Origin of the sequence: Paenibacillus sp. JSM ZJ436 (assembly GCF_044383795.1) — a bacterium.
GTDB lineage: Bacteria > Bacillota > Bacilli > Paenibacillales > Paenibacillaceae > Paenibacillus_AQ > Paenibacillus_AQ algicola.
This window is the reverse complement of sequence record NZ_JBISEO010000003.1, coordinates 45,977-59,131: the sequence shown is the minus strand read 5'-3', so window position 1 is coordinate 59,131 and position 13,155 is coordinate 45,977. Positions and strand designations below refer to the sequence as shown.

The 13,155-nt window shown below is 56.6% G+C and carries 8 protein-coding genes; all 8 read right to left on the bottom strand.

Annotated features, from left to right (window positions below; all coding sequences use genetic code 11):
* Positions 1-202 precede the first annotated feature (202 nt).
* Positions 203-3,112, bottom strand: a complete 2,910-nt coding sequence (locus ACH6EH_RS04485) for a VWA domain-containing protein (RefSeq protein WP_397331301.1) — start codon at positions 3,110-3,112, stop codon at positions 203-205.
* A complete protein-coding gene (locus ACH6EH_RS04480; RefSeq protein WP_397331300.1) occupies positions 3,096-5,084 on the bottom strand; it encodes a BatA domain-containing protein in 1,989 nt (662 codons plus the stop codon). Before ACH6EH_RS04480 ends, ACH6EH_RS04485 begins: the two co-directional genes overlap by 17 nt.
* Positions 5,085-5,174: 90 nt before the next feature.
* Positions 5,175-6,128 (bottom strand): DUF58 domain-containing protein, encoded by a 954-nt coding sequence (locus ACH6EH_RS04475; RefSeq protein ID WP_397331299.1) that lies wholly within the window; start codon positions 6,126-6,128, stop codon positions 5,175-5,177.
* Complete coding sequence (locus tag ACH6EH_RS04470) at positions 6,125-7,114, bottom strand: AAA family ATPase (protein WP_208203193.1); 990 nt, start codon at positions 7,112-7,114, stop codon at positions 6,125-6,127. The genes ACH6EH_RS04475 and ACH6EH_RS04470 overlap by 4 nt, the downstream gene beginning before the upstream one ends.
* A 26-nt stretch (positions 7,115-7,140) precedes the next feature.
* Positions 7,141-8,832 carry a coiled-coil domain-containing protein gene (locus tag ACH6EH_RS04465; protein ID WP_397331298.1) on the bottom strand — a complete coding sequence of 564 codons (1,692 nt, stop codon included), beginning with the start codon at positions 8,830-8,832 and terminating at the stop codon, positions 7,141-7,143.
* A gap of 59 nt (positions 8,833-8,891) precedes the next feature.
* Positions 8,892-9,842, bottom strand: coding sequence for an ABC transporter permease (locus ACH6EH_RS04460; protein WP_397331297.1), 951 nt, complete (start codon positions 9,840-9,842; stop codon positions 8,892-8,894).
* Complete coding sequence (locus ACH6EH_RS04455) at positions 9,839-10,768, bottom strand: ABC transporter ATP-binding protein (protein WP_208203196.1); 930 nt, start codon at positions 10,766-10,768, stop codon at positions 9,839-9,841. The genes ACH6EH_RS04460 and ACH6EH_RS04455 overlap by 4 nt, the downstream gene beginning before the upstream one ends.
* Complete coding sequence (locus tag ACH6EH_RS04450; RefSeq protein WP_397331296.1) at positions 10,769-13,114, bottom strand: DUF7408 domain-containing protein; 2,346 nt, start codon at positions 13,112-13,114, stop codon at positions 10,769-10,771.
* Between the last annotated feature and the right edge of the window lie 41 nt (positions 13,115-13,155).

Below are 13,155 nucleotides of genomic sequence, written 5' to 3'. Positions count from 1 at the left end.
TTTGGTGTTCGTTTGCGCTAGCACCGCCTCAGCGGCGCAACGAGTTCGGTTTTTGGTGTTCGTTTGCGCCAGCACCGCCTCAGCGGCGCAACGAGTTCGGGTTTTGGTGTTCGTTTGCGCTAGCACCGCCTCAGCGGCGCAACGAGTTCCTTTTTCGCGTTCACGCGGCGTGACGGCGCTGGGCGCTGACGCTCCTGCAGCACTATTTGCGGCGCGTGCGGCTTTTGGCCTGCAGCAGCCGATCCATGGAAGTGCCGCCTTGCTCCGCCGGCGGCACCCCGCCCTGCCCGGCCGGCTTCGCCCCGGCCGGCGCCGGCTCGCGCAGCGGGGCGTCCCGCCGCTGCGCCGGCACCCCCGGCGCGGCTGCACTGCCGCCGCGCCCCTCCGAGCCCGCATCGCTGCGCGCGGGCTCGGCGGCGGGACCGGGCGGCTTCATGCCGCCGCTCCGGCTCCCGCCGTAAAAGCTGGCTGCGCGTGCCTTGCGCGCAGCCAACCGCCCGAGGCCGGGGTCCCGCCCGGCCTCAGCGGCAGCGGCAGGCTGGCGGCGCAGCGGCCGCGCCAGCCAGGCGCCGATGGCGGCCCATGGCAGAGCCAGGCGCCGCACGGCGATATCGGCGACCCACAGAAGCAGGGCCGCCGCCAGCAGCGGGTAGCTCCAATCATGGAGCACCTGCCGCGAAACCGCTTCGCGGTCAAACACCGCGGCCGGCTCCTCCCACTTAAGCACCCGGCCTCCCGTCAGCTCGGCCAGCTGCTGGAGTGCCTCTGCCCCGCCGCCCGTGGAGATCTTGTACTCCGGCGAATACGGGACGACGAATCCCGTGCCTGCCGCTGCCTGAACAGGCGTATCCCCGCTGTCATCCGACAGCGATAGCAGAAATGCACCCGGCTTGGAGATGTCCAGTTGACCTGTATAGCGACCAGGGGCCTCTTGAACCAGCTCGACCTGCTGCTCCTGCCCCTCTTCTCCGGTAATCATCGCAGACAGCTTCTCCGGAGCGCTGCTGCCATCTGTCGTAATCTGCAAATTCACCCGGCTGCCTGCAACCTCCGCGCTCACTTCATAAGGGGACGCCTCAAATTGCGGAAACGTCCATTTCACAAGCTCGGTCAGCGTGTCTGCAAATTTCGGCCACGAGACCCACGCCTTCGACCACTTTCCGCTCAGATCACTGCTCCAGGCCACCGTTCGTCCCGACCCATATTGCCAGCGGGCCAGAATCGGGTCCGGCTCCGGGCTCGACAGCACCACCTGGGCCGTCGATTTCGGCGTCGTTGCGACATAACCAAGCAGTCCGGGAACGCCCTCCGCGAATAACGGTCCCCAGTCGCCCGCATTTTGTACAGCTGGAATAAACGGCTTATCCACGATATAGGACTTGGCCAGCAAAACAGCCTCCCGGCTGAATATGGCCGGAAGCGTTGTTTCATCTTCTACGAAGTAGTAACGGCCCTTCGCAGCCTCTGCCAAGGATTGCAGCAGCACCTGATCGGAATCCATGCCGACAGCTACGGAGGACATCGTAATCTTCTCCTCCACCATCTGATCCGTCAGCTCGCTGTAGTTGCTCCCCAGCGCCGACTGTCCATCTGTCATCAGAATCAGGTGCCTGCGCTGCGTGGTAATGTCCAGCATTTGCTCAAGCGCATCGGCGACAGCGGGATAAATGTTCGTTCCCCCGCTGCTTTGGATTCCCTGGATTGCCTCCAGTACCTCCTTCTTATCTCCCAGCTCCCGGGGCTCCACAACCCACCAGGGCCTGTCGTCAAAAGCAACCACCCCCACGGTATCCTTCGCCCGCAGCAGCTCGACCGTCCGCATCGCCGATTCCTTCACCAGCTCCATCTTGGCGCCGGACATACTGCCAGAGCGGTCAATGACCAGAATCAGGCCGAGGGACGGGATTTCCCGCTTGCCCTCCAGCTCCATGGACACAGGCAGCGCTTTTTCGATCGGGGTCTTGAAATAACCGCCCATGCCGAAGCTGTCTTCGCCGCCGACCATCATAAACCCGGTGCCAAAGCTTCGCACGGACTGCTCAATCATCTCCATCTGCCGCCCCCCGACCCGGCTGCCAGACACATTATTAAAAATAATACTGTCATACGCCGCATACTTCGCCGCTTCCAGCGGAAGCAGCTCCGGTGGAATGACTTCGACAGCAATCATACCTGAGTCCAGTGCAGCCTTGATGTTCCCTGAGCTGCCTTCCTCTCCTTCTACAATAAGCACCCGCGGCGGTCCGTCTACCCGGGTAAAATCAGCTGCTGCATTGTTGGCAGAGGATGTGTCTCCATCCATAAAAATCTCCGCCCGATACCGGTGCAGCCCTGGAGACTTGGCCAATCCTTGTACAGCATACCGGTTCTCACCCTTGCTGACCTCAATTATTTGCCGCCCAATCTCCCGGCTGTCCTCATAAATGCGCAGCTCACCGGAAGTATTGTACGTGCTGTTCAGCAGCACCTCCATGGAAAAAGCCTCTCCCTGATACAGCTTGTCCGGCAGCTTCAGCTCCTCAACGGATACATCTTGAATGTCCTGTCCGGGTACCGGCAGTACATCCACGGCAATCCCCCGGTCCTTCAGCAGCCGGCCCATAGAGGCCATGCTGCCTACATTCTCCTCCCCGTCCGAGAGCAGCACAATTCGCGCATCTCCCTTTCCCTCAAATAAATAGGAGGCGAGCTGCAGACCAGACTCCAGGCCCGTGAACGATTCCGCCACGGAAGCATTCAAGGAAGTGCCGCTCCCCTGTGCAGACAGCTTCTGCTCGACAGCTCCTTCAAGGCCCGTCGAGACCACCGCAATACGGTCCTTTTCTCCTTTCGTCTTCATGGACTCGCCGATCCACTGCTGAAGCCTAGCGGCATCCCCCATGCTGTCAGAACGGTCAGCCACATAAACAACCTGCTTGTCTTGCAGCACCGTAAATCCGTGTAAACCGGATATAGCCAAAACAAGCAGCAGAATAATGACGGTTCTTAGCCCGAAAGCGAGCTTTTTTCGGAAGCCGCTGAGCCGGTAATCTGAACGATAAGCACGGTACAGCAGCACGGCTGCCGGAATGAGCAGCAAGAGCCACCCGGGCTCGTTAAATTGAACGCCCACGCTGATACACCCCCCATTCCAGTGCAATCACGAGTAATGCCAGCAGCGCCAGCCATGGCAGAAGCGATAACCCGGGCAGCGCAGTCGACCGGCGATCTTCTTGATCCTCCCCAGTCTCTGCTGCCGCTGCACCGCTGCCTGCAAGCTGGCTAACGGCGGGGCCGCTCCCTTCTGCCAGATTGCCTTCAAAAGGATCCGGAGCTACAGCCAGCCAGCTGCTTACCGTCTCTCCGGCCGGATTCACCTGCTCAAACCTGTACAGTCCCGGCACATCCGGAACCGTCTGGGCTGCAGATATTCCTTTATCACTCTTTAGCGCCTCTGGCGGAATATATCCACTTTCCTTTACATATCCCTCTGCCGGAAGCCACTGTGCGTTTACGGTATCCAGGGCAACCGGAATATTTACAACCGTCCCTGCGATATATCGTCCGAGGCCGGAAGCGTTATCCGAGGTGATCCACTGCAGGACGTTGCTGACCAGCACCGGGAACTCCGGTGACAGCGGAAGATCACTATCCTGAAGACGAAAATCAAAGGACAGGCGAGGATGCCCGGCTTCTGTTCCGGCATAAATGACCGGTGTACCGCCAACTTTAACAATAGGCTCTCCCCACGACGGCCGTTCCCCGGATACGGAGCCAATGTATACTCCCGACAGACTAAGATAAGCCGTGACCGGATGGCGCTCAATGACGGGCTGACCCTGCGGTCTCGATGTCCCCTTTGCCCCGGTACCCAAGGTCCAGAGCGGAGTCCGGGAGATCAGCTTCTCCCACTCTCCTTGCTGCACCGTCTCTGGCATCGGGCCATCCAGCACAATAAGATCAAATTCCCCTTCCGGCACCGGCAGAGATTTGGAGGCCTGATCCTGTGCCGGATTTCCTTCGCTCTCGGCATCAACATTCACGCGAGTCACTTGAGAGCCGCCCAGCTGCAGCGCTTTCTCCAGAAAGAAGTTCCCTGGCGTCAGCAGCAGCACTCTTGTTTCTGTCCGGTCGTATCCAAAAGCGTAGGCCTCATTATCCGCTTTGTAATGATCTGCACCCGTCAGTGCAAGCCGGTAAACCTCGGCATAGGGAAGACCATCAAATGACAGTGTCTGCCTCTCCCCTTCCGAAGCCGGTACCTCCTGGCTTGCAAGCAGCTTGCCGTCACCATAAAGGCTGACCTCTACCCCCTCCGGCGAACTGGCATTGCTGGTGATCACAGCCACAGCCCTGGAAGAAGCTCCCGGACCGGACGCACCGGAAATACCGAACTGCTCCACAGCGGCATTGACCGGATTTCCACCGCTGATCTTCTCAATGCCGACCGGAACCTCGAAGGCAATCTGAGCTGTATCGTCCTTCCACTGGCCATCTGTAAAAATAACAACCTCCGAGTCTCCATCCTCCCGGGTAAGTGCTGAGGCCAAAGAGAGACTTTCCCGGTAGGAGGCCTGACCGTAGTACGGCTGTAATTGTTCAATAGCCTTCACGACATCTTCCCGGCTGCTTTCACGCGAGAGCAGTGCTGCCGGCCTTGCGCCCACGGCAACAAGCGAAATATCCCGTCCGCGTCCTTCCCGCCCTGTATATTCCACCAGCCGCTCCTTTAACAGCTCCAGCCGGGTCGCACCGCCTGAGGAGGGATCTATCTTCTTTGCAGCATCGCCGGGGGCCTCTGCGCTCATGCTGCCCGAAGTATCCGCGACAATAACAAGGTGCTGACTGCCGCCGCCGGACACCTGCAGGAAAGGCTGCATCAGCGCAAAGACCAGAAGCGCCGCCGCCAGCAGCTGCAGCCAGAGCAGCAGCCGGTTCTGAAGCTTCTGCCAGGGACGATTCGCCTCCAGGTTACGGAGCACCCGATTCCACAGCATATGGCTGGGAACCGGCGTGTCGATATATTTTCGCTTGAACAGGTACATCAGCACAATCGCCGGAAGACTTAATCCGAACCAAAGGCTGAGCCATGATTGTATCCCCACTTGCCTTTCCTCCTCCCATGTAGCAAATAAAGCAAATAACAAGTAATTCTTCGAATTCGTACATTACAATACTGCCCTGCGGCATGCATTTCAGCTCTTGACCAGACCGGCGCCGGCCAGGATGCCAAACACCGCCTCCTGCAGCGGCATATCCTCCGGAATGAGCACGTAGGACATTCCTCTTTCGGCACATACTCTGGCCAGCATCCCCTGATAGCGATCCAGCTCCTCCCGGTATGCTTCCAGCAGCCTTGACGTTACGGCGACCTCCTTGCCTCCGCCTGTCTCCACATCCACAAGGCGAAGATCCCCCGCAAAGCGCGGATCCAGTTCCTCCCGGGACAGCACCTGCACGAGCACGACCTCCTGACCTGCCCCTGCTAGCAACGACAATGAACGGGACAGCTCCTCTTCGCCGCCTTCCAGCCAGCAATCCGAAAAAATCCACGTCATTCCGGGCAGACGGGGCAAAGCACCCGGTACCGATAACGCAGCGGCGAGGCTTCCGTCTCCGCCTAGAGGAGCCTGCTGAAGATGGGAGAACAGCCGGTGGGCAGCCCCTTTGCCCCGCAGCACAGGCAGCCTGGAATCCATTGATTTGCTGTAGCATGCCAGCTGCAGCCGGTCATATGAGGATAGCGCCAAATATCCGATGCTTGCGGCGAGCTGGCGCGCCAGCAGCCATTTGTCGGTTGCCGCTCCGCCCTGGCTTGTGCTCGGTCCGCCTCCTGTGCCAGCTTCCGTGCCTTGAATGCCAGCCATGGAAGCCGAGCAATCCACGTAGATGCTGACCATCAGCTCCTGCTCGTCCATAAATTGTCTGACGAACGCCTTACCGGTCCGGGAATAGACGCCCCAGTCAAACCGGCGCACATCATCGCCCGGCGCATACAGCCGGTAATCCGCAAACTCCAAAGACGAGCCCAGCCTCCGCGAACGCCGCTTGCCCTGAAGGGTCCCTGCCACCCGGGTTCGGGTATTCAGGCTCAGCCGCTCCAGCCGGGTCAGCCATTCCGGTGGCAGCAGATGCTTGGACCCGCTCACACCCCTTTCTCCAGCTGCTCCATAATTTCGCGGATGACGGTATCGGTCGTCACGCCCATCGCCTGGCCTTCAAAGTTCAGGAACAGACGGTGACGCAGCGCCGGCAGCGCACAGGCATTGATATCACCGGTGGACAGATGCATTCGTCCTTTGAAGAGTGCGCGCACCTTGCCGATGGCAATGATGGACTGCACGCCGCGGGGACCCGAGCCATACCGGACATATCTGCGTACTCCCTCCGTTGCTGATGCATCCTCCGGATGAGTCATCATGAGCAGCCGGACTGCATAATCCAGCACTTCATCGGCAACGAGAATTTCCTTCGCCCCTTGTTGAATATCCAGCAGCTCAGCTGCTGTCATTTGCTTCTCCACCCCGATTTCCCGGGAAGACGTTGTTCGCTTTACAATCTCCTTCAGCTCCTCCCTGCTAGGGTAGGAAACCTCAATTTTGAGCAGAAAACGGTCGAGCTGGGCCTCAGGAAGCGGATAGGTCCCTTCATTCTCCAGCGGGTTTTGGGTAGCCAGAACGAAAAAGGGTCTCGGGAGCGTATGCGTCTCACCGCCCACCGTTACCGTCTTCTCCTGCATCGCTTCCAGCAGGGCACTTTGAGTCTTCGGTGTGGCACGGTTAATCTCATCAGCCAGCACGATGCTGCTGAACAGCGGGCCTTTTTGAAATGACATTCCCGTACTGCCCTGCTGTCCGAAGGACAGAATGTTTGTACCCGTAATGTCACTTGGCATCAGATCGGGTGTGAACTGGATTCGAGAAAAGGATAAATCCAGCGCTTTGGAGATCGTGCTGACCAGCATCGTTTTTCCAAGTCCAGGTATCCCCTCCAGCAGCGCATGCCCGCCGGCGAAAATACACCACAGCATTTGCTCTACCACTTCCTCCTGCCCCACAATGACTTGACCAATCTGCTGCCGGAGTCTGGCTATTTGATCGGTCCATTCCTTCGGTTTCATCATAATCTCAGACATACTATGTCCTGCCTTTCTTGATCAGTCTACGGATTCGGATTGATTTGGGTAAAATAGTCCTCGACCAGTCCCTGCATCTGCTCGGGAAGAAGATTGCGCTCCAGCGAGCGCCGCGCCTGTACAGCATAATCCTGATATACTTCCTCATACGGCCTTGACGTCCCTGGCATCGTTGGCGATACGCCGCCCTTTTGAATGTCTCCGCCGGTTCCGTTCAGCTCTCCCTTATCATTCTGCACATTGCCGCTGCCTTCCAGGCCACGGGGAGTCGTGACCAGCTCCCGGCCTCCGCTGCCGAGTCCGGCACCTGGACCTTGGCCGCCTCTTCCACTGCCGGCGCCACCCGTTCCCTGGCCTGTGCCAGTGCCCTGTCCGCCGGCGCCTTCCTGACCAGACCCTTGGCCTTGGCCCGAGCCCTGGCCACCTGTCCCCTGCGCAGCAGCTGAAGAGCCGCTATCCGAGCCGGCCCCTTCGGTCTGCTCTGAAGCTTGCCCTTCAGCGCCACTGCCTTGTGCGAGCGCTTCTGCACTGCCGCCTCGTGCCCAGGAGTCCGATATCTGCATACCGGAAGCCGCCATCTGTTCCGCCAGCTTCAAGCCTTGGGAGGCCACTGCTGAGGCCAGCTCTGATGAAAGGGAAGAGGCCGCTTCAGCAGCATTCTTGCCCTGTGCTGCCTTGGCCAGCTCCTCCGCCAGCTCCTGCAGCGCCTGCTGCTGCTCCTCAGTCAAGCCTTTCTTCAGACTTTCTGAAGCCATTTGAAGAGCACTGGACAGCTGGTCAGCTTCTTTCTTGGCTGCTTCTTCTGCCAGCTTCTCCAGCTCCTCCGCCAGCTTATTCTTCTCTCCCTCTGACATCTTGGCCGCCTCCTGCTTCAAACGGTCCATATCCTGCTTCAGCTGCTCAGTCTTTCCTTGCTCCAGGCTCTGGCCTGCCTGCGCCAGCCGGGGCTGCTGCTGCATCTGCTGAGCGAGCTGGGATACCTTCTTGGACAGCGCCTCTTGCTGCTTTGTCATTTTGTCCAGCTTCTCCATAGCTTGCTCCAGCTTCTCCAGCGCTTCCTCCGGCTGCTTCAGTGCTTGAAGCTGCTGCTTCAGCTCTTGAATCTGCTCCAGCAGCTGCTGCTTCTCTTCAGAGCTCTCCCCCTCATTTTGAAGTGACTCGGCAAGCTCTTCACTCTTCTGAATCTGCTCTTTCACCCACTGGCGCTGCTCTTTCGCCGCTTCTATCTTCTGGTCCATGGAATTTGGAATCAGCATCAGGATCAGCATAGCCAGCACGCCCAGGCTGCTCGCTATGATCAGCTTCTGCGGTCTGGGTACTGGCAGCCGGCTCTGAATCCTATCCACATATTGCTGGCCATAGCCTTCCGCTTGCTGACGCTGATAGCGTACAGTTGCTGAATCCTCACGGGCGAACGACAGCGCTGTCGTCATCATATCGCTCCGTTCCACGCCTTCCGGCACGTTGTCCATGACGGCAGCGGCTTCCTTCAGGGGCACCCGCCGGAGCCAGCCCCCTGCCCCTCCGATGAGCAATCCTGCGACAGGAAGGACTGAAGCCCATATGTTCAGCGCCGGGATTGGGACAATCCGTCCCATTGCAAGCAGAATCAGCGCAAGCAGCAGGCCGGCCAACAAGCCGTACAATCCATACACTGCCGCTTTAAACGCCTGCAGCCTTCGTCTGGCAGCTTCAATGAGTCGCAAAATACTGTCCATTCCTTACGCCCCTTTCTCTGATGTGCAGACACAGCTGTACCTGTGCTTTAAATATTCATCTAGCCTTCGCGGCTAACGCTTTCAGGCGGCTGCTGCGGCTTGGGTGATTTTCTCCTCATCCAGCTGCCCCGCTTAACAGGCCGAATCTTCCGGATTGCAACCATGAGAACCAGCACAATAACGACCGAATACACGATTACAAACTCTTGCCACAGCTGGATCGGCGCTTTACTGTTCAGCGAAGAGCCTCCCCGCATCATGTAAAAAACCTCTTTGGAAAAGCTCGGCTCAAACAAGCTGATGAGCGCACCAGCAGGGTTCAGTCCCAGAATATACCCGGTCCAGGAGATCGAGTTCACGGGCGGTGCTCCATTGATCATCAGATCCCGTGAATCCAGACTCATAAAAAACAAATAAAGCAGTCCGGTCCCGAGGAAAATAAACAATCCCGCTCCGTAGGTGACGATGATCGCAACAATCGTTCTTTTGAACAGGGTTGAGAACATGACACCGAGCGAGCCCAGCAGCAGCATAACGAATAAATAAAATAAAAACACTGAGATAAGCTGCTGGGGTGAAATTCCTCCATATAAAAACACAATACTGTACACTGGCAATGTAGATAAAACGATCAGAGCCATAAAGCTGAGTGAAGACAGCAGCTTGCTCAGCACGATCGTAGCCGAGCTCTGCTGAGTCGTCAGCAGCATGCTAAGCGTCTGCTTTTCCCGCTCGCTGCTAATGACGCCGGCGGTCAGGGCAGGTGCCATGAATGCAATCAGAACAAGCTGAGCAAAGCTTAGTACATAGAACATGGATCGGCTCATGGAAGGGTCAAAACGCTGCTGTCCGCCCTGCTCTAAATACAGAAATATATAGATAAAAGCCATGGCCACTCCGCCCAGTGCCATCACATACAAAAGGACAGACAGCATGGATTTCGGAGAGCGCATGCGAAGTCGGAATTCTTTATCCAGCACCGGATTGATTAGTTTTCGGCTCCAGTTCATTCCGCAGTCCCTCCCTTCGTGATTTCAAGGAATACATCCTCCAGATTACTCTGTGCCTCCTGAAAAGACACCACAGGAATTCCCCAGGAAATAACTTCCCGCAGCAGCTCGCTCTGCTGGGCATCATCACCACTAAAATGCACATGCACTCCCGTATTGTCAGTCAGCACCGAGGTCACAAACGGCTCATCCCGAAGCTTGTCGCTCAGGCCGCTCTCAGGCTCTAGTGTGCGAATGTGGATGACCTTTTTGACACGCAGGCGATTCTGGATATCCGACACCTTGCCCTGGGCCACCATCTCTCCATGCTCGATAACTCCGATCTGGTCCACCATCTCTGCCAGCTCGGGCAGGATATGCGAGGAGATAATAATCGTCTTGCCCATCAGCTTCAGCTCTTTCAATATTTCGCGCATCTCAATCCGCGCTCTCGGGTCCAGCCCTGAGGCCGGCTCATCCAGAATAAGCACCTCCGGATCATGCACCAGACACCGGGCCAAGCAAAGCCGCTGCTTCATCCCGCGTGACAGGCTGTCGACATAGGTATCTTTTTTATCGCTCAGATTGACGAGCTCCAGCAGCTGGGGAATCAGCTTTTCCCGCTCTGCACGCGGAAGCCCGTAGCTTGCTCCGTAGAAGTGAAGGTATTCTGTCGCCTTCAGCTGATCATACACACCGAAGAAATCCGGCATATAGCCAATCCGCTTGCGCACCTCCTTGGGATACTCGGTCACCTCATAGCCCCCAACCTTGGCTGTTCCCGAGGTAGGCAGAGCCAGCGTGGCGAGAATAGACATGGTGGTTGATTTACCGGCTCCGTTCGGCCCAACAAAGCCGAATACCGTTCCTTGCTCAATGTCGAGATTGATCCCCTTCAGGGCTTCAAAGGAGCCGTATCGCTTTTTCAGATCTCTGATTTCTATCATTTATTGATTCTCCCCCTTTAAGAGCAGCTCCGGCATCTGGATCATCCCCTGGCCCTTGGATTGGATGGAGAGTCGGATTCGGTTATCTACAATGTAACGCTCTGTATTGTCCGTGACGTCATACGTATTCTGATCGGCAGGAAGCACCTCCCAGGCCGCTTGCTCTGCATTCCAAATTTCCATGGTAATGTTGTTTCCCTGCTTGATTTCTTTAATTGAGAATTCATCATATCTGGCATTTGGATTGCTCAGGAGTTGAAACTCCGCCGTGATGCTTCCTTGACCCATTTCAATGCCGTGCGGATAAACAAAAAAGTTCGTGGCATTGACCTGACTTACTTGAGGAGTCAGGAAACCAAACGGAATGCTGAAGGCACCTTTTTGGCTCCAGTCCAGCTCTACACTCTGGGTCCACAGATTAAGCTGGTCGCTCGGGATCGAGCTTCCTCCAACCGTATAGCTCGACAGCTCCTCGTTACTCCACCCCACAACATACGCACTGGTCGAGAAATTACCCTGCTGATACGTGTACGTGGACAACATCTCCCGCTGCCGATTAAAAGAATCCCTGCCCTGGTTCGGGTTCGGGTATGGATAAAGCTGATACGCCAGATCAGATCCCATTAACGTGATCATGGACTTCTTGTCTGACGGAATATCTGCAGTTCCCCGGGCAGGAATATCTCCAACCTTATAGGCGGTGCCGCCCACTACGAGCACAACCTGATCCAAATCATGAAGCGTCTCATTGGTTACCTTCCCGGCGATCTCGCCGTTATCATTAATGTCGAGGGTAACCGCAAATTGTCCGGTTTGCTCAGGCGCTGCACGCTGAGCCCACATTTTAGCGAGTGACCATTGCGGCATGTCCCTTAGCTCCAGCTTCGTCTGTTCCTGCTCCACGCGGATGAAGTTTTTATTTTCTCCGAGATTAGTCCCGAAGCCGCCTGAGCTGCGCTGGGTTTTCACATACGTGTTCTGCGGGAATTCAACCTGGTAATCACCACTTCGAGGTGTAAATAATGCCGTGGCCGTATCTATCGTTCCTAGGCCGGCTCCATCCAGCTCCACAATATTCAGCGTGTGCGCCATTTCCTCTGTCTTGTCGGTAGAGCCTGCCATATATACGGCGGCACTTGCAATGACCGCGACCAGCGGAATGAGAAACCAGGCCCATTCCCGCTTATCCGCCTTCTTGAGGATAAAGTATAGCAGCGGTGCCGCAACGAAGGCGTAAATAATCAGCATCCAGAGCAGCACGGGGAACGATGGCATTTGAATAGAAGGAAAAAATTCCAATGTATAGCTGAGCTGGTCCATGTACGGGTTATATCCACCATTATTCATCGGCAGGTCATTCTTTAGAACCGAAGCCCAGACTGCAGCGTGTCCCGCCCAGGAACTGACGGGCTCCATGCTGACGTCGTATGCGGCATACCATACCTTGCCTTGTCCCACATCGCGATGAGCAAACAGCGGCGCACCTGCTGTTGTTGTATCAACGACTGCCCCTTCCATGATCGAACCCTTGGAAAGGGTCAGTGTGTCCGCCAGACTAAGCGGTTTTCCGCCCAGCTGTACCAGCTCCAGCAAGCTGTCTACGTCCAGTGTTCCTTCCGGATGTACCGGAGCGATGTCGAGAAACGGTGCGGAGGTCTTGGCGTAGCCTGCTCCGCCGGACAGAACCAGCGTCCCTCCGGATTGAACCCATGAAGTGATGGTCTCCTGCTGTCGTTCTGTCAGGGTATCCGAGGCAAAATTGTTCATGACCAGCACGTCCAGACCATCCAGCAGCATAGCATTTTCATAAATATCATCTGCCTGAAGTGGAGCTCTGACGATGCTGTTGCCCTTTCCGTTCAAAGTGTTCAGAAAATTCATCGTATCCGGGTCCGCGGACAGCACACCGACAAGCGTGCTTGCAACGGCACTTTTGGACAAGTAGGTTTTGCTGCCGGAGATCACAACCGGCTTTCCTTCACTGTAGGAGCCCTCATAGAAGGTGATTGTATTGTTATCCTTCGTCAGAAAGACGCCGGGAATCGCAATGACGATCTCTTTCTCTGTATCTTTAGGCAGCTCCACCCGCTGAACGTATGAAGCTGCCTCTCCCATACCGTTATTGTTCTGCAGCTGGATCACGATATCGCCGGCGAGATCCTCACTGCTCTTTAGCATGATTCTTAATGGATTCCATTTCCCTTGCTTGAACACTCCCTCGTACCCTAACTCTGTCTGCATTACAACCTGAGGTGCCGCGTTCGCTGTGCCGCTTAGCTGCGGAACAGCCAAGCCAGCCGCCAGCAGCAAGATGGCTGTCAGCAGTAGACATCCTTTTCTTATCATGGACAATGACAACATATAATTCCCCTCTCCTTATATCTGAC